14 protein-coding genes are annotated in these 17,308 nt (G+C 58.5%); 8 read left to right on the top strand and 6 right to left on the bottom strand.

All coding sequences use genetic code 11. From position 1 onward, the window contains the following. Nucleotide 1 precedes the first annotated feature (1 nt). The 6 genes from dctP to Q1A20_RS09470 are packed head-to-tail and all read left to right on the top strand — an operon-like array spanning nucleotide 2 to nucleotide 6,084. Nucleotides 2–1,006 carry a TRAP transporter substrate-binding protein DctP gene (gene dctP, locus Q1A20_RS09445; RefSeq protein ID WP_299916807.1) on the top strand — a complete coding sequence of 335 codons (1,005 nt, stop codon included), beginning with the start codon at nucleotides 2–4 and terminating at the stop codon, nucleotides 1,004–1,006. Nucleotides 1,007–1,058: 52 nt separating this feature from the next. Next, nucleotides 1,059–1,550: a TRAP transporter small permease subunit gene (locus Q1A20_RS09450; protein ID WP_299916808.1), complete on the top strand. Its 492-nt coding sequence runs from the start codon at nucleotides 1,059–1,061 to the stop codon at nucleotides 1,548–1,550. After that, nucleotides 1,550–2,866 (top strand): TRAP transporter large permease subunit, encoded by a 1,317-nt coding sequence (locus Q1A20_RS09455; protein ID WP_299916809.1) that lies wholly within the window; start codon nucleotides 1,550–1,552, stop codon nucleotides 2,864–2,866. The genes Q1A20_RS09450 and Q1A20_RS09455 overlap by 1 nt, the downstream gene beginning before the upstream one ends. Nucleotides 2,867–2,872: 6 nt before the next feature. Then, entirely contained in the window at nucleotides 2,873–4,900 is a 2,028-nt protein-coding gene (locus Q1A20_RS09460) for a dehydrogenase E1 component subunit alpha/beta (RefSeq protein WP_299916810.1), read from the top strand. A gap of 3 nt (nucleotides 4,901–4,903) precedes the next feature. Then, nucleotides 4,904–5,305: a RidA family protein gene (locus Q1A20_RS09465; protein WP_299916811.1), complete on the top strand. Its 402-nt coding sequence runs from the start codon at nucleotides 4,904–4,906 to the stop codon at nucleotides 5,303–5,305. Beyond that, nucleotides 5,302–6,084 (top strand): aldolase/citrate lyase family protein, encoded by a 783-nt coding sequence (locus Q1A20_RS09470; protein ID WP_299916812.1) that lies wholly within the window; start codon nucleotides 5,302–5,304, stop codon nucleotides 6,082–6,084. Before Q1A20_RS09465 ends, Q1A20_RS09470 begins: the two co-directional genes overlap by 4 nt. Nucleotides 6,085–6,262: 178 nt before the next feature. Here the strand turns inward: Q1A20_RS09470 and Q1A20_RS09475 are convergent, their stop codons facing one another. Beyond that, nucleotides 6,263–9,112, bottom strand: a complete 2,850-nt coding sequence (locus Q1A20_RS09475; protein WP_299916813.1) for an adenylate/guanylate cyclase domain-containing protein — start codon at nucleotides 9,110–9,112, stop codon at nucleotides 6,263–6,265. Nucleotides 9,113–9,332: 220 nt separating this feature from the next. On the opposite strand from Q1A20_RS09475, the gene Q1A20_RS09480 reads away from it, so the two are divergent. Together Q1A20_RS09480 and Q1A20_RS09485 are read left to right on the top strand one after the other, a co-directional pair. After that, complete coding sequence (locus Q1A20_RS09480) at nucleotides 9,333–9,647, top strand: Os1348 family NHLP clan protein (protein ID WP_298972768.1); 315 nt, start codon at nucleotides 9,333–9,335, stop codon at nucleotides 9,645–9,647. A gap of 52 nt (nucleotides 9,648–9,699) precedes the next feature. Then, entirely contained in the window at nucleotides 9,700–11,577 is a 1,878-nt protein-coding gene (locus tag Q1A20_RS09485) for a RiPP maturation radical SAM C-methyltransferase (RefSeq protein WP_299916814.1), read from the top strand. Between the two features lie 118 nt (nucleotides 11,578–11,695). On the opposite strand, the gene Q1A20_RS09490 is transcribed toward Q1A20_RS09485, so the two are convergent. The 5 genes from Q1A20_RS09490 to Q1A20_RS09510 form a co-directional block, all read right to left on the bottom strand. Beyond that, a complete protein-coding gene (locus Q1A20_RS09490; RefSeq protein WP_299916815.1) occupies nucleotides 11,696–12,817 on the bottom strand; it encodes a serine hydrolase in 1,122 nt (373 codons plus the stop codon). Nucleotides 12,818–13,285: 468 nt separating this feature from the next. Continuing rightward, a complete protein-coding gene (locus Q1A20_RS09495) occupies nucleotides 13,286–14,431 on the bottom strand; it encodes a substrate-binding domain-containing protein (RefSeq protein WP_299916816.1) in 1,146 nt (381 codons plus the stop codon). 46 nt (nucleotides 14,432–14,477) lie between these two features. Beyond that, nucleotides 14,478–15,590 carry an ABC transporter permease gene (locus Q1A20_RS09500; RefSeq protein ID WP_299500635.1) on the bottom strand — a complete coding sequence of 371 codons (1,113 nt, stop codon included), beginning with the start codon at nucleotides 15,588–15,590 and terminating at the stop codon, nucleotides 14,478–14,480. Further along, nucleotides 15,587–16,363 carry an ATP-binding cassette domain-containing protein gene (locus Q1A20_RS09505; RefSeq protein WP_299406861.1) on the bottom strand — a complete coding sequence of 259 codons (777 nt, stop codon included), beginning with the start codon at nucleotides 16,361–16,363 and terminating at the stop codon, nucleotides 15,587–15,589. Before Q1A20_RS09505 ends, Q1A20_RS09500 begins: the two co-directional genes overlap by 4 nt. A gap of 487 nt (nucleotides 16,364–16,850) precedes the next feature. Next, nucleotides 16,851–17,270 (bottom strand): response regulator, encoded by a 420-nt coding sequence (locus Q1A20_RS09510; protein WP_298972779.1) that lies wholly within the window; start codon nucleotides 17,268–17,270, stop codon nucleotides 16,851–16,853. Nucleotides 17,271–17,308: the final 38 nt, after the last annotated feature.

The following is a 17,308-nucleotide window of genomic DNA, read 5'->3' on the forward strand; positions in this document are numbered from 1 at the left end:
AATGACACTGAAGCTGAAACTCTTGGCGGCTGCAGGTGCCGCCGTATTTGCCAGCGCAGCGGGTGCTAGCGACCTCAAGATGCAGACGTTTCTTGGGGCAAACGCATCGACCACCAAGGCCTTTGAGGCGATGGCCGCAAAACTGAAAGAAGACACTGGCGGCGAGGTCGCGATCACCGTGTTGCCCGGCGGTGCGGTTGTGGGTGCGGGGGAGACGATTGATGCCATTCAGAACGGCCTGCTGGATGGGCAGTACACCGCGCCCAGCTACTTTGCGGGCAAGGACGCGGCCCTTGGCGTGTTGGGCGACACTCTGGCCGCCTATCCCGACAGCGCCACACGCGACCGTTGGTTCACCGAAGGTGGTGGCCTGGAACTGGCGCGTGCGCTCTATGCAAAATACGATCTGCATCTGGTTTGTCCGGTCTACTGGCCATCCGAACAGATCCCGTCAAAGGTCGAAATCGGGTCGGTCGCTGATCTCGATGGGATCAAGATGCGCGCGCCCGGGGGGCTGGCGTCTGATCTGCTCAGCCGTGCCGGAGCCGCGCTTGTGACAATGGGCGTCGGCGAAAGCGTCACGGCGATGGAAACCGGCGTGCTGGATGCAACCGACCTTGCCAATGTGGCATTGAACGTCGCGCTGGGCATGCACAATCAGGCCAAGTACTCGGTGCTGGCCCGTCATTCCATGGCCGTGACCGAGATGTCGGTGTCCCTGGACAAGTGGAATGCGCTTTCCGCCGAGAGCCAGCAGAAGTTCGAAGCTGCCTGCAACGCCATGTCGTCTGACCTGCAAACCACCCTGAGCGACGAAGATGCCGCCGCCGAAGCCAAAGCCAAAGATGAACTGGGCGTGACTTTCATTGCGTTCGGGGATGAGGACGCATCGAAGTTCCGCGCGATGACAAATGATGTCTGGGCCGACTGGGGCGCCAAATCTGCCGACGCGCAGGCTGTCGTCGACAGCCACAAAGCGTTCATGGCCACCATTGGTCTGAACTGATCCTCCCCATCATCGGGGTCGGCTTGCGGGTCGGCCCCCGTCGGAGCCGCAAATGACAATTCTGGACCGCTTTGCACTTTGGCTTGGCCGCATGACGGCCTGGTGCTTTGGCGCGATCATTCTGGTCATGGTCTACGAGGTGACGGCCCGATACGGGTTCAATGCGCCCACTACCTGGGCCCATGAGACATCGGTCCTGCTGGCCTCTTTCGGGTTTGTGTTCGGAGGGGTCTTCTGCATGGCGGAGGGCACCCACATGCGCATTTCGTTTCTGGTGGACAAGCGCCCGGGACTGGCACGGTTTTCAAACGGGCTCAGCCTTGCGGCGGGCGCAATCTACCTTGCAGGCCTGTGCTATGCGTCCTGGCGGATGGCGGAAAAGGCGCTGTGGCGGTTTTCGATTTCCGGCGCATGGGACCCTGAGCGTTCAGGCAGCACGCTCAATTCGCCTTTGCCGGGCTACCTCAAGGCGCTCCTTTTCGTGGGCTGTGCGTTGTTTCTGCTCTTGGTGCTGAACCGCATGATCCCGCGGCGGAAATCCTGATGGACATCGGCACGCTCACCCTGCTGATCATCGCGGCGATGGCGTTGATGTTGATGCTGGGCGTGCCGCTGGCCTTCGTGTCCGGCGCGATTGCGGTGGTGCTGACCGTCACGCAATTCGGTTGGAATGCGCTCTTTGTGGTGGGCAGCCGTACGGTGGAATTCCTTGACAGTTTTGCCGTGATCGCGGTGCCGATGTTCGTCATCATGGCGTCAATCATGGAGAAATCCGGCGTGGCAGGTGACCTCTACCGCGCGTTTCATGTCTGGGCAGGCGGGCTGCGCGGCGGGATCGGCGTGGTCACCACTTTTGTTGCGGTGCTGTTGGGCGCAACAACGGGCATCATCGGCGGAGAGATTGTGCTGCTGGGGCTGATCGCCCTGCCGCAGATGCTGAAACTGGGATACGACAAGAAGCTCGCCATTGGCACGATCACAGCGGGTGGCAGTCTGGGCACCATGATCCCGCCGTCGATCATCCTGATCTTCTATGGGCTCACCGCAGAGGTCAGCATCTCGCACCTGTTTCTGGCCACGCTGATGCCCGGGCTGATGCTGGCGGGCTTTTACATCACCTATATCCTGATCCGCTGCGGGTTGAATCCCGCCATGGGGCCACCGTTGAGCGCCGAGGAACGCGACATGCCATTGGGCGAGAAGCTCCGACTTTTCGGCGGAGTGCTTTTGCCGATGCTGGTGGCAGGCGGTGTGCTGGTGTCTATCTATGCCGGGTTTGCCTCGATCACGGAAAGCGCTGCCCTCGGCGCCTTTGGCGCGGCGGTTGCCGCATGGGTTCGCGGACGGTTCAGCTTCGAGATACTGCGCGATGTGCTGGTGCAGGCTCTGCGCACCTGCGGCATGGTGTTCTGGCTGGTGTTCGGGACCAATGCGCTCATCGGCGTCTACAATCTGATGGGGGGCATCGATTTTGCCCGCACGACGCTGGGCGGTGTCTCGGACGAACCCACGGTCATCCTCGCTGTGATGATCGGTGTCTTCGTTCTGCTGGGATTCTTCATCGACTGGATCGGCATCCTGTTCCTGACGATGCCCGTTTTCCTGCCGGTGCTGACGTCGCTGGGCTATGATCCGATCTGGTTCGGCATCGTTTTCAACCTGTCCATGCAGATCGCTTATCTGACGCCGCCCTTTGGGCCTGCCTGCTTCTATCTCAAGGGGGCGGCCCCATCGGGCGTGACCTTGCAGGACATATTTGCCGCGCAGTGGCCCTTCATCGGCATCCAGATTGTCGCCCTGATCATCGTTGTGCTCTGGCCGGGTCTGTCGCTGTGGCTGCCGCAACTGGTTTACGAGTGATCCGACATGGCTGATGCTTCGATCCTCGATACGCTCCCGCGTCCTCAGACAAACCGGCTGAGTGGGAAGGACCATCTGGCGCTGCTGGAACAGATGATGCGGATCAGACAGTTTGAGATACGCGCCAAGGAGTTGTTCCTGAAAGGCGTGATCAAAGGTACGGCGCATTCATCCGTGGGGCAGGAGGCGATTGCCGTCGGCGCCTGCCACGCGCTTGAACCGCGAGACTTTCTTTTGACCCACCACCGGGGGCATGGCCATACCCTTGCCAAAGGGGCGGACATCGGACGGATGTTCGCAGAGCTGATGGGTAAAGCCGAAGGCTATTGCGGCGGCATCGGTGGGTCCATGCATATCGCGGATTTTGACCTGAACATTCTCGGGGCCAATGGGATCGTCGGGGCGGGCATGGGTCTTGGTGCCGGGGCGGCACTGGCGGCCAAGCTGGGCGGCGACGGATCGGTTGGGATCGCGTTTTTTGGCGACGGGGCTTCCAACGAAGGGATATTCCACGAAGCGATGAACCTATGTGCCCTCTGGAAGCTGCCACTGATTTTCTTTTGCGAAAACAACCAATACGGCCTGACGACGGCCACGGAAAGCGTGATCGCCGGTAAGGGCATCGCGGCACGTGGCGACGCCTATGGCATCCCCAATGCGGTCATTGATGGCAACGCGCCGGTTGCAGTTTTTGAGGCCGTGGAAAAGGCCGTGTTGCGCGCCCGGGCAGGTGACGGCCCCACGCTGATCGAGGCGATGACCTATCGCTGGGACGATCATTCGATGCGCGCCAACCTCGAAGGGTACCGGAGCGAGACCGAAGAAGCCAGCTGGCGTGATCGTGATCCGATTGCGCGCCAGCGGGCGCTTGTGCTTGAGACAGGCGAGGTCGACGCAAGTGTGTTGGAAGCGCTGCAAGAGAGCGTGGCCGTGGCGGTTGAGGAGGCGATCACCCGGGCATCGGACCTGCCCGAACCGGAGCTTGCCAGCGCCTTGCAGATGGTCAAGGTGCCGCGCGGTAAACCCGATCTGCCGGAACCACCACCCGGGACACGGTCGCTAACCTACAAGATGGCGATCAACGAGGCCTTCCATCAGGAGATGGCGCGCGATCACACGGTGATCCTGATGGGCGAGGATGTTGGCCCCGTTGGGGGCATCTTTGGGACCAGCACGGGCCTGCACGCAGCATTCGGGCCTGAACGGGTGCGCGATGTACCCATCGCCGAGGGGGTTCTTGCCAATTGCGGTGTCGGTGCGGCGCTGCGTGGCTTCAGGCCGATCATCGAGATTCAGCTGTTCGATTTTGTCACGCTGATGATGGATGCCATTGTCAATCAGGCCGCCAAGGCGCGTTTTATGCTGGGGGGCAAGGCGCGCGTGCCAATCGTCTTTCGCGGCCCGCAAGGGGCGGGCATCCGGCTGGCGGCGCAGCATACGCAGTCGCTGGAAATGCTCTTTGCCAATGTGCCGGGGCTGGAGGTCTATGCGCCCGCGTCCGCCTATGATGCAAAGGGGTTGATGGCCGCAGCCATAAGGTCCGACAATCCGGTTGTCTTTCTGGAACACAAACTTCTCTATCTCGGGGCGGAGACACCTGTCCCGGAGGAACCCTACGAAATCGCCCCCGGAACGGCGCGCATCGTTCGCCCGGGCCGCGATTGCACGGTCATCGCCACCTTGGCGATGGTTGAGCGTGCCCAGCAGGCCGCCGAACGGCTGGACAAGAAGGGGATCAGCGTTGAGATCATCGATCCGCGCACAATCAAGCCGCTGGATATAGAGACGATCCTGACTTCGGTGCGCAAAACCAACCGGGCTGTCGTGGTGCATGAAGCGCCGCTCTTTGGCGGCTTTGGCGGAGAGATCGCTGCCAGCATCATGGAGCAGGCCTTTGACTGGCTGGATGCACCCGTTGTCCGCGTGGGCGCACCTGAGATGCCGGTGCCCTACAACGACCGGCTTGAGCGGGACTACATGCCCGATGCCCGAGATATCGCAACCGCCATCGAAACCGCCTGTTACAGGAGTTAACCTATGCCCAAGCGCCAGGTCATTGTCCCGCAAGGGATGGAAAACATCTATGATACCTACCACTACGCCCCCGGTATTCTGGTGGGCGATACACTGTATTGCTCGGGCCAGGTGGGACGCGATGCAGATCTGAACGTTGTTGAGGGTGTGGAGGCGCAATATACCCAAGCCTTCGAAAATATGGGCAAGGTGCTTGCTGCCGCGGGGGCCGATTGGGATGATGTGGTAGAGCTCGAAAGCTGGTTTGCCCCTGACATGGGTGATCTGAAAACCTTCATGGCCGTCAAGGATCGGTTCTTCACCAACCTCTTCCCTACCTGGACGGGCTTTGCCGTGCGCGGCTTTTCGATGCCCGGCATCATCGTCGAAATCAAATGCAAAGCCATCCTTGGGCTGACGTCATGAGCCGCGATCTCAAATCCTTGTTGGCTTGCGATCAGACGACACTGGGGACATGGACGCAGATCGCGGCCCCCGAACTCATTGATTTAATTGGGCTGAATGGCTTTTCCTTCACGGTCATCGACTGCCAGCACGGCCCTTTTGGCATCAGGACGGCGGAACGCATCGCGCGGGCGGCGGATGCCAACGATATCGCTTGCGCTGTGCGTCTGCCTGACAACGATCCGGTGCAGATCATGAAAGCGCTTGATGCGGGCATCCGTCACGTGGTGATCCCTAATCTGGAAACCGCCGAAGCGGTGGAGCGCGCCATCGCGGCCACCCGTTTCGGGCCTCACGGATTGCGCGGTGCCTGTCCGTGTTGCCGCTCGGGCGGTCATTTCATTCGCAACTGGAGTGACTATGTCGCCGCCGAAGAGGCACGCGTGGGGGCTATCGCTTTAGTTGAGACGGCCAAGGGGGTCGAGAATATTGAAGCGATTGTGCGGGTGCAGGGCCTCACCGCATTGATGTGTGGTCCTTTCGACCTGTCGGTTTCCATGGGATTTCACGGCGACTGGCGCGCGGCGGAGGTGTCTGAAGCCGTCGAGCACATGGTTGGCACTGCAATCGCAGCGGGGGTACCGGTGATGATGCCGGTATTTTCGCCTGACAAGGACGAGGCCAAAAACCTGATCAAGCATTGGCGCGGTCGGGGTGTTGCAACCTTCGTGATCGGCTCAGACAAAATTCTTATCGCGGATGCCTTTGCACAGTGGACGGGCAGTCTGGCAGGGCCATAACTCAGCTCGAAACGCACAAACGATTTCACCGCATCACAATGCGAGATTTCGCCAACGAACAGATGCTGAGCGCAATTTTCGACAATGTGGCCAACCGACCGCGGTGGCAACTGGGACGCAGAGGGCCAATTTGGGGCGCGCATTCTGGTCTGTTACTGTCTTTCGCCAAGAGGGAAGGTCACACCGCAGTAAAATGCCCGTTTTGGAACAGCTGCCGGACGCGACGCAAAAGACCATCGTAGCCGTTTTTTTCGCAAAGGCGGGTCAACTGTCCGACGATTGCTTCGCTGCCGGTCAATTCGCCAATCTCGTATCTGATGTCGACCTCCGCGGCCAGCAATTGCGCGTGAAAGGCTTCTGTGCCCGTCGGAATTGCAATATTGTACCCGACCGTCAGTGCGCCGTGAGCATTTTCAATCTGGCCCAGCTTTGCATAAGCACGTGCGCGTGGGGCTGACAAAAAGGCGGGAAGCACTTCAATGCGCGCGTGTTCGCAGATTTTCATGGCCTCGTTCAGAATATCGAGGCTTTGCGCGTGGTCTCCGCGCTGCAGATGGTAAAAGCCTAAGGAAATGCTGCCGAATGCGCGATCATAGGGCTTTGCTGATCGCTCAACCAAGGCTTTGACCTGTTCGCAAACACGGCCTGCATCTTCGAGATGGCCAGACAGGCTGAGCGAATTTGCATGGGTGCAGGTTCCCAGCACCGACAGGGTGCCAGCAGTTCGGTTGTTCAGGCGGTCATTTTCCGGCGTGAAAAGATGACCGAAATCGGTTTCGATCTGAACGGCGGCGTCGTAATCCGCCTTGAACCAATAGGCCTGGCTCAGCGCAAATGCAGCCGTGGCGATGAAACCTGGGGCACCCCTGTCGATGGCCCGGTCCAATGTCTGACGACCGATTTTGATCGCCTCGCGGAGGTCTGACAGGATCGTCATCATGATGGTCCGGTCGATGCTCGCGCCAAGCGCGGATGCATCATCGCCCACCTGCTGCGAAAGGCTTTCGATCTCGGCGGCGATGGCCATGATCTGTGTGAAATCCGCCTTGGGCAGCAGAGCGACGCGCAACCCCTGACGGGCCTGAATGCCGATGGACGCGGTTCTATGCGGATTGGCGTCCACTTTTTCGGCGCATTTGAGAGCTTCCCTGAAATGGATCACGGCATCATCAAAGGCCGCGCGCTCGATGGCCAGATGGCCGCAGCGCACATAGGATGCCGCAGCTTCGACCCAGCGCTGCGATCTCTCCGCGTGAAAGGCGAGGGACGTCATGGTCGCCAGGTCGCTGCCACGGCTCATACCGTCGATGATGTCTACGGACACGCCGTGCAGATGCCGTAGCCGCCGTTTCGGTAGCCCCGAGTATGTGACCTGATGGATCAGCGCGTGGCGAAATTTTGCAACGGGTTTTTCAATGTTCTCGATGAGGTCGAGCTTGGCCAGTGAAACCAGGGATGCATCATCTTCCAGACCTTCCCGGCGAAGCATCATCCGCAGTAAATTAACCGAGAACTCAGACCCGATGACGGCCGCCATCTGCAATGTCTGGCGGGTCGCGGTGGGCAGCGCATCGAGGCGTTGTGCGATCAGGGGTTGAACGCTGTCGGGGACCTTGAAACCACCGCCCTTGCGCCTGACTGCGGGCAATCCGGACGACTTCAGATTGCGGATGACTTCTTCAATAAAAAGTGGTGTCTGCCCGCAGATGTCATCTACGAAGTCACTCAGGTCTTCCTTGCCGTCCGAACGGGGCAGCAAGTTACTGATCAGATCGCGGCTTGAGGCATCATCGAGCGGTCCAAGCGTGATCTTGTCGATTGTTCCATCGGGATACCCGGGGACATCTGTCTCGGTGCGGGAGGTCACGATCACCAAAAGCGGGAAGGCTGGCGCCGCTGCAACCAGATGTGACACAAGCGTTTTGGTATATTGATCGGTCCAGTGTATGTCCTCAAAGACAAGAACAAGCGGCTTTTTTGTCGATAACGCCTGAAAGATCGTCAGCAGCGCATCGACGATGGCCTCTTGTTGCAGCTTGGGGCTTAACATCACCCAGGCCGGGTCTTCGCTTTTGGAGTGTAGAACAGAGTAGAGTGCGTTTGCTCGCCGAGCGCGTTTTGCTGAATCCTGTTGCAGATATGGCATCAACTTCTGAGAGATGCGCGCAGGATCGGGGGTTTTCGGCAGGTCAAGCCAGAGGCCGAGGGTCCGGGAAATCGGCGCATAGGCGACCTGTCTGTCCAGCGCGGTGGCACTGAATTCTAGCACTTCAGCAGCCGTCTGGTCGATCTCGGCAGTAAACTCGTGAACCAGCCGCGATTTTCCGATGCCGGCCTCGCCCACAAGTGCCACGGCTGAGCCCGCGCCCGAACGCGCCCGCGCCCAGGCCTGTTGAAGCCTGTCGAGGTCTGCTTTCCGCCCGACAAAATGCGACAGCCCGCGATCAACGCGCGTTTTCCAGCGAGAGACGGATTCGTTGCGTTTTTCGATTTCAAACAGTCTGAGCGGCTGATCCATCCCGCGCACGAAGGTTTCGCCCAACTCTCGAACATGAAACATCTCGCCAACAGCATCGATGACGGTCGGGGACACGGTGACCGAGTTATTGGCCGCCACGGACTGGATTTTATCGGCCAGATGCACGACAGATCCGGTCAAGGTCAATTCGTCGAAACTGGTGTGGGACAGATTGCCAAACAACACCGGGCCGGTATGGATGCCCACACGAATGTCGACGCGGTCTTCTTGCATGTCGGCAATCCGCTCGACCACGGTCAAGCCAGCTTCGACGGCGCGCAGGCAGTGACTTTCATCAGCTGCGGGAAAGCCGAAAGCGGCCATGGCACCATCGCCCACAAACCGAACCGAGGCACCAAATTCTTCGCAGGTATCCATGATCAACTCGACCGCGGGCCCAAGCCGGTCCAAAGCCTCTTCGGGGTCGAGATCTTCAATCAGCGCTGTGGAACTGACAATATCGATGAAGACGATTGTACATATCTTCTGCTCGCGCGCTTCGATATGCACTTTACGATTTTTTCGACCTGGTTTCTCGTGGCGATCAGGCAAAGTTTTCTCCAAACAGGGCTGCATAAACCGCCTCGCGTGTATTATGATCTTTAACAACTTGCGGACACAAGAGGGACATTCAACTTACACTCTGAGGTTGTGTCTATTGACGCGGGAACAATGTTGCCCAATGAATTGGCAAGTTATGCAATCAGATTTTTGAAATAGGGGAAATTTCATGGCAGACGGCGAACACAAACACGGCTCCAAGCATCTTTCACTCGATGATGTGCAATCAATTATCGGTCGCGCGATTATGGACCGGGGTTTCCGTGAGGCATTCGTCAAGGACCCTGACGGCACGCTGAAAAAGATGCAGATCAGCACGACGGTTGACGGGGTCGCCGACGAAAAGGCAATCGCGCTGATCAAGGCCATTGCGGAAGCCTTGGGGGAGGGCAATCGCGGTGTCAGCCTCGAAGAGGCGCTGGAAACTCTTCGGAAATCCTATCTGGATTCGGCAGACGGCGTTATTCGCCCGAGGTGCGGCTAGGGCACCCCGCCCTTAGCGCCGGGAAATGACGCCGCATGAAAAGAGACAAGGTGTGCATATTGTCTCCTTACCCTTCACCTCGTTGCAATACCCAAACCTGGGTGCCAGCCTGCTGACGACGGCGCTGCGGGGTCGCGGTATCAAATGCGCGCTTGATTACTTCGCATTCGACTTCGCGACGAGGATCGGTGTTGAATCCTATCTCATGCTCTCCCATGAGAATTTTTATCAGGCATTTCTAGGAGAATGGATATTCTCTGATCTGGTTTTCGAGCGACCCGAAGATCTGGATATGGAATACCTCGCGACCATCCTGCCGGATTTTGCAGAACCGCTGGAAGTGCTCCAGCTCATGAGCCTCGCGCTGTCCGCACGCAGCAAAACCCGTGATTTCATCGATAGCTGTGCGGCATCGGTGGCCGCGCAACAGCCGGCCTTGGTTGGCGTCACGACCTCGTTTCAGCAGAATCTGGCGTCGGTTGCCTTTGCTAAGGCGCTCAAATTGCGCGCCCCTCACATTCCGATCATCTTTGGTGGTGCGAATTGCGAGGCGGAACTGGGCCAGAACCTGCTGAAACAGTTTGATGCTATTGATGCGGTCTGCAGCGGCGAAGGTGACATGTCCTTTCCCACCTTTGTTGATATGTATCTGCAAACGGGCGTGCTCCCGAACGTGGCCGGTATCCTGACCAGAGAGGCCGGCGAGACCGATAGCCAGACAACACCCGGTGTCCTCGACCTGGACGCTTTGCCGATCCCAGATTTTTCGGATTTTTATGCCAGCTTTGATGGCACACCCGGTTTGAGCGACCTGTTGCAACCCGCGCCCACCATCGAAACCTCGCGCGGCTGTTGGTGGGGGGCCAAACACCATTGCACGTTCTGCGGATTGAACGGAAATTCGATGGCTTACCGCAGCAAGTCGCCTGAGCGTGCCCTTACCGAATTCCGCCATCAAGCGGATCAGTATGGTGCCGATTTCGTGGTGGTCGACAACATCCTGGACTACGCCTATTTTGACAGCCTGTTGCCGATGCTGCGCGATGACCCGCACCCCTACCTGATGCATTACGAGGTCAAATCCAACCTGTTTCCCAAACATATCGACGCAATGGCCAAGGCCGGTATTCGCAAGATCCAGCCCGGCATTGAAACGCTCGATACCGGTATTCTGAAGCTGATGAAAAAGGGTGTCACGGCGCTGCAGAACATTCAGACCCTTAAGCTCTGTGCGCAGGCGGGTATTTTTGTCGACTGGGGTTTCATTTTCGGATTTCCAGATGAAGACCCGCAAAGCTATCAGCGGATGGCAGATCTGATCCCCCACCTGCACCATCTACAACCGCCCGCCGCGTTTGCGCCGGTGCGGGCTGATCGGTTCAGCCCGTATTTTTCGAGACCGGCGGACTATAATGTCGATCTCTCTCCGGCCGCACCTTATCGCTACATTTACGCAGGCGTGGGCGAGGATCTCGGGCAATTCAGCTATCATCATCAGATGTCGGGCGCGGGCATCGATGCGGCGCATGAATACTCGCGTTGTACCCGGACCGCTGTCACCAACTGGATCGAATGCCATGGGCAGGCGCTCTACTATATCGAAGATCAAACGGCACAGGATTTTACGCTGATCGATCATCGCGGCCCGTCAAAGCGTAGATCGCACCTGAGCAGACTTGAATCGGATATCATCCGCCAGTGTAGCTGCATCACTTCATATCATCGCGTGGTCGAGAAACTGGCGCCCGATCACGAAACGAAAGAGATCGAGGCGGCCATCGACAGGCTGCTGGAGAGCGGCGCCCTCGTGTCGGAGCGTAGCACATTGCTTGCTCTCCCTCTTGCCGGCGGGGGATACAAATGCGCGCCCAACTGGTCGGAAATTCGCGCTCGAAATCTGCAGGAAGCCGGGCAAAGCGTCGAAGCGTGAGAGGCCAGGGTGCTTCTTCTACTGGTGAATGAGTATATCCGTCTCATCTCCGCTTGCCGTGGCGTGGGAAGAGCCGGAACTGTCTCATTGATACCGGGGCGCGAAGATTTGATCTACTTCAGTCGTCCAATGCCGATAACAGGAGATTGGCCGCAGCCTCTGCTGATCCGTCACCGGCCAGTGCCACGGTCACAATGGCGCGGCGTGACGGTACATAAGCAGCAACGGCTTTCGCACCCTCAACGCCACCGGAGTGCCCAAGCCAGAGCGTTGCGCCTTCGGCAGTGGGCACGTCATAGGCCATCACGCCCAGCCCGTACCAAAGACCGGGATCCGCCATCGGATAGAGGTCATGAAACATCTCTTCGACCTGTGCAGCGGGCAGAATATCTCCTGCAAAAAGGTCCTGCAGGAAAATTGCCATGCTGCCTGCATCGGCAACGACACCTCCGGCGGCCTGTGCGTGCGCCGGGTTAAATTGATCGGTTGCAAGTGGGGCCAAATCAGCGAGGGGATCGTCCGGCGCCAGCACGCGTATGCGCGGTGCCCGGCTGCGCGACAGCACCAGGTCCGTTGCCGCTTGATGATAGGGCTTGCCGGTTACCTCTTCGAGGACCACGCCGAGCAGGGTGTAGCCCGAGTTTGAATAGCGCCAATATGTGCCGGGGCAAGCGTAGGAGCCGCGCCGGTTCAGGACGTCAATAAGGTCGGGTAAATCCAGCGCGGTACTGCTTTTACGCACCTGTGCATCTTCATTCGCGCTGAACAAGCCCGAGGTGTGGTTCAGCAGCATCTGCAACGTGATCAGATCTCCGTTCGGCACACCGGACACATAATCGGAGATTGGGGTGTCGAGAGAGAGGCGGCTATCGGCCCGCAGCCGAAGAATGGCCGCAGCGGTGAGTATTTTCCCAACGCTTGCCCAGTAGTGCAATTGCTCTGGGTCAGAGCCTTCCCGATGCGTCCAGGGCGATCCACCCTCTTGCCAAACGGCGGCAGTCATTGAGCGGGCTTTGGTTGCCCGGAATGCGGTGTCAAAATTTGCGGCGAGACGGGTTACTTCAGCTTCCGACAGACCGGATTGTGCTGCTGAGTTGAGGGTCACGCTTGACTTTGGAAGCGGGTCCCGCAGCGATGGTCCGGCATAGGTCGCAGGGGCGGAGCATGCAGCGGGCACAACGGGGTTTTGCGACGTGCAGGCGACGGCAACGGCTATGCCAGCAGCTCCGACCGCGAGCATAACTTTCGCCAAATATCCGTGCATGATCAGATGTCTCTTTTATGAGGGCTGACTGAGTAAAATGCCGTTGTGAAGGGGGCGTTGCGTTGCCACCGCAACGTTACGCATTTTTCGACCGGGGTTCCAAGAGTGACGCGCGTTTTGCCGTGCAAACCGGACTGGTGAACCGCCCGAAAAAGAACCAAAATTAGCTTGCGGCAGGTCGGCGTTTTCGGTGTATTTCGCACTTCTACCTGACCAGCTTCTTCCGGTGCATTCTCTTGCCTGCGCTGATCTTGCGTTTGACCGTGGGAATGGATGCGACATTGGATCATGTGTGCATCGAGATCCTATTGCCCGCAGATGCCAGTACCCACACTTGGGTTACCGCAGATTGAAAAGGCGAGCCGGTCGCCCAAAGCCGAATTTCGGTTTCGGGGTCACCGGCTCGCCTCAGTCAAGAAACGTTATTTTCGTGGTCAAGGGACCTTAGCGGTCAAGTGCCCCCACACCCGAGAACCGGAAGGCTTCTTGTTCAAGGGCGTCGATTTCCTCCACCGTCATTTCGTCATGCGCGATGGTGATCCGACCCAGGAATACGAACGGCAGTTCCGAGGCGCGGTCTTCGAGGTGATACTTGATCGCTTCAGCCGTTGCGGCACCCACATCGTCGCCCATCCGCATCGGGGTTGCGTCCAGCTCGCCGCGGCGGATCGCGTCGAGCTCCAGGCCGGTGCCACCCCATCCGGTTGAAAAGACATCCTTTTCAGCGCCAACCGCGACCTGGGCTTCAACCGACCCCATTGCCATGGCGGTGTTCGCATTGTGGATGATCTTGGCTTCGGGGTAGGCCTGCAGGATCAGGCTGGTGCCTTCAAAACCACCTTCGCGCTGGTATTCGCCGTAGTGCTCATAGACCGCGTTCCAGTTGCCTTTCTCGGCCACGCAATCCTTGAAATCACCGGACCGCTGGTTGTCGGTGATGCCCGGAATGCCGCGGTTCATCGCATAGGTGACATCATTCCCCAAGCGCCCGAGCATATAGTCGCACATCTTGAGCGCACCAAAGGCCGAGGAGAAATCAAACCAGTTGGCCGGTTGGTTCTCCAGATAGGTCAGCGGCGTGTGGAACGCCCAGACAAAGGTGGTCAGATCCGGATTTCCAGAAAGCTTGTCGATGTTATCGGCCTGTGTCGCCAATTCCGACGGACCGAAAATCACGAAATCATAGAGATCGGCATCCTGGTCCACCTGCGATGCGTAGGTGGATTGCAGCGAATGCTCAATCTGACGCGAGGCGAATTCGGTTGTTTCATAGGCAATGCCCAGCTGGTCCAGTCGTTTGACCAGGGCCAGATAGTTGCGCGCCCAGAAGTCCGAAGTGTCTGCCGAGGGATAGATCAGAGCGATCTGGATCGGGTTTTCAAGGCTGCCCTTGAAGGGCACGGCTTCGGCCCCGACGACGGCTTGCAGCGCTTCCAAAGTGCCCTCGGCGTTGACCTGTTCAGGCACCCAATAGTCGCGTTCGCCATCGTCAGGCAGGGTTTTGAGCGGCAAGTGCCCATCGGCAAATGCCATGCTGCCTGCCAGCAATGCCGCGACACAGGTCGCTTTGCGTAGATACGTTTTCATCATGATACCTCCCATGGTGATGAAAAGGGGGTTGCCCCGGTCGATTGTTTTAGGTGGTTGCCGGGCCGCCGAGGGCCGCACCAAGTGCGAGGAGCACGAGGATTGCGACGGCCAGGCCAATGGCCAGAAGGCCGATTTTCCGGTTGTCAGGATTGGCGATAACTGCCGCCATGCCACCGCTGCCGTCGCGGTCTTTCTTTTGCAGCCAGGTATAGATCGCGACCGACAGGATGATGACGACACCGGAGGCCACCGACTGCCAGAAGAATTCAATCCGCAGTGTTACCAGAGCGTTGATCATCATCGACAACAGCAGCACCCCGGCCAGCGACCCGATCATCGAGGCGCGCCCGCCGAAAAGGGACGTGCCCCCCACTACCACCGCCGCGATGACGTGCAAGTTGAAATAGGGTGCCGATGTCGCCTGCACCGCGTTCAGCTTGCCGGTGAGCATCAGGCCCGCCAGTGCGGCCATCGTGCCCATCAGAACATAGGCATAGACGCGGTGCCGGTCGACGCTGATCCCGGTCATCTCCGAGGCTTCGGGGTTCGATCCGATGGCGATGGTGTAGCGGCCAAAATGCGTGGCGCGCAGCAGGATGTAGCCCGCAATCAGCGTCAGCAAGCCAATGACGACCGGTGTTGGCAGAAATTGCAGGGTCTGCCCGCGCCCGATCTCGGTGATCAGGTCTGGAAAACGGGCCAGCACAAGGCCTTTGGCCAGCACCAGCGCAAAGCCTCGGTACACCAGATCCATCGCCAGCGTGCCGATCAGATCCGGGACCCGAAAGACCGTGATCACCAGACCGTTGATCAGCCCCATGCCCGCGCCAAGCGCCAGACAGATGATCACCGCGACCCACGCGGGGAAATCGTATTGCTTGATCAGGAAGGCCATCATGATGGCAGAGAGGGCGGCAACGGACCCAATCGACAGATCGATCCCGCGTTGCGTGATGACAAATGTCATCGCCATGGCCATGGGCATGTAGAGGGCTGCATCCAGCAGGATCTGGTTGATGTTGGACATCCGGAAATATCGGGCGGGTTCAACCGCGCCCATGAAGAGCGCGATCATGGCGATCATCGCCATGGGCCCAAGAATGCCCATATAGGGTTCGATCCGCGCGGCGAGGCTTGTGGGTGTGGCTGTGGCGCTCATGCTGCGGCACCTCCTTGTGTAAGATTTGCGCCCGTGATGAGCCCCAGGACTTCCTGGCTGGTGGTTTCAGCGGTGCGCACAACGCCCGCACATTCGCCGCGGCGCATCACGTGGATGCGGTCTGAAATCTCGAAGACATCATCCAGCGCGTGGCTGATCACGATGACGGCCAGGCCCTGGTCCTTGAGAACTTCGATCAGTTTCAGCGTCCGTGCGGTTTCCTGCGGACCAAGGGCCGCAGTGGGTTCGTCCATTACTAGCACCCGCAAATCGTCGTGGCGTACCGCGCGCGCAATCGCCACGGCCTGCCGTTGTCCCCCTGACAGGCTTTCTGTCATCACATCCATGCTCTTGAGCTGCACGCCCAATCTGTCCTTCAGGACGGCGGTGGCCTGTTCGGTCATTTCGCGATTGTCGAGGATCGGGATGCCCATCACCCGCTTGGTCAGCTCAGAGCCGAGAAAGAGATTTTGCGCGGGTGTGAGATGATCGGCAATCGCAAGGTTCTGATAAACCGCATCTATGCCATTGGTGATCGCGTCGGCATGGCTCGACATAACCAAAGGCGCGCCGTCGAATGTGATATGCCCTTCGGTCGGCTGGTACACACCGGTCAGCACCTTGATCAGCGTCGATTTACCCGCGCCATTGTCCCCAACGATTGCGAGCACCTCCCCGGCATAGGCCGTCAGATCGACATTGCGCAGGGCGGTGACGCCACCGAAACGCTTCGTAATGCCGTGCATTTCGATGATAGGGGTGGGGTCGGACATCGCGCTGCTCCTTCAGGGTCTCATTCATGCGTTTTGCGGTGAAGATGAAAAACATAAGACCCGTAAGCGGTCACACCGATGCTGCCCGTAGACAGTCATCTTTTTGTCTTGCCTCCCCCGCGCGACAGGCAGCCAAATTTAGGTTACCGGTAACGTAGTCCTAGCATTTGTGGAATTGCGTCACCTGTCAAGTCAATTGTAGCGGTGATCAGATTGGGTCAGGTGATGCCGGCAATCAGAGGTAGATTTATTTTCCTAGAGCTTTGAAAAATTTGAGAAATGATGATACGCAGTGAAGGTTGAGATGGGCGCAAGACAACATACTGGAGGCATTTCTCTGAGCGGCCCATGGAAGGGAAGACGGGCGATCTCAACGCCGGTCCGACTCGTTGACTCGCTCGGCCTTTGCAGAAGCCAACCGATTGCCGTGACCTGTCCAATGCCTCAATCGAGCGCCACGCGGGCGGCGGCCATCATGCAAAAAGCCCTAGCGTGATTTCCGAAGCAGAAGGTTGATCGCGTTCAGCAAATCCTTGGTATCCGTTGGCTTGCCCAAAGTGATGTCGGCGCCAAGGTCGCGCGAAATGTTCAGCAGATCGGCCATTCCCTGGTTATGAATGGCACCCGAAATGGCGATGATCGGCATCTCTTTCATCCAGGGTTCGAGGTTCCAGCTGAGCGCCCCCCGCAGCCTGGAGATCAGGGAAATACCACCATCGGGGACTGACTTATTGTCTTTCAACACGATGATGTCAGTGATCAAAAGATCGAACTTCGCAGCAGAAATATGTGCAAAAGCATCGGTGGCCGAAGTGCATGTCGTGATCTCATGCCCTTCCGCGGTCAGAACTTCGCTCAGGACAGTCGCGAGGCTTTCGTCATCTTCCATCAATAGTATCTTGGCCACCGGCTACTCCGTATGTTCGTTTGGTTCGAGTGGATGGT

The sequence above is a fragment of the uncultured Roseobacter sp. genome (genome assembly GCF_947501835.1).
GTDB lineage: Bacteria > Pseudomonadota > Alphaproteobacteria > Rhodobacterales > Rhodobacteraceae > Roseobacter.

Excerpts from the sequence above, each read along its gene's own strand:
- dctP (WP_299916807.1), top strand. The coding sequence starts at position 2 with ATGACACTGAAGCTGAAACTCTTGGCGGCTGCAGGTGCCGCCGTATTT.
- Q1A20_RS09450 (WP_299916808.1), top strand. The coding sequence starts at position 1,059 with ATGACAATTCTGGACCGCTTTGCACTTTGGCTTGGCCGCATGACGGCC.
- Q1A20_RS09455 (WP_299916809.1), top strand. The coding sequence starts at position 1,550 with ATGGACATCGGCACGCTCACCCTGCTGATCATCGCGGCGATGGCGTTG.
- Q1A20_RS09460 (WP_299916810.1), top strand. The coding sequence starts at position 2,873 with ATGGCTGATGCTTCGATCCTCGATACGCTCCCGCGTCCTCAGACAAAC.
- Q1A20_RS09465 (WP_299916811.1), top strand. The coding sequence starts at position 4,904 with ATGCCCAAGCGCCAGGTCATTGTCCCGCAAGGGATGGAAAACATCTAT.
- Q1A20_RS09470 (WP_299916812.1), top strand. The coding sequence starts at position 5,302 with ATGAGCCGCGATCTCAAATCCTTGTTGGCTTGCGATCAGACGACACTG.
- Q1A20_RS09480 (WP_298972768.1), top strand. The coding sequence starts at position 9,333 with ATGGCAGACGGCGAACACAAACACGGCTCCAAGCATCTTTCACTCGAT.
- Q1A20_RS09490 (WP_299916815.1), bottom strand. The coding sequence starts at position 12,817 with ATGCTCGCGGTCGGAGCTGCTGGCATAGCCGTTGCCGTCGCCTGCACG.
- Q1A20_RS09495 (WP_299916816.1), bottom strand. The coding sequence starts at position 14,431 with ATGATGAAAACGTATCTACGCAAAGCGACCTGTGTCGCGGCATTGCTG.
- Q1A20_RS09500 (WP_299500635.1), bottom strand. The coding sequence starts at position 15,590 with ATGAGCGCCACAGCCACACCCACAAGCCTCGCCGCGCGGATCGAACCC.
- Q1A20_RS09505 (WP_299406861.1), bottom strand. The coding sequence starts at position 16,363 with ATGTCCGACCCCACCCCTATCATCGAAATGCACGGCATTACGAAGCGT.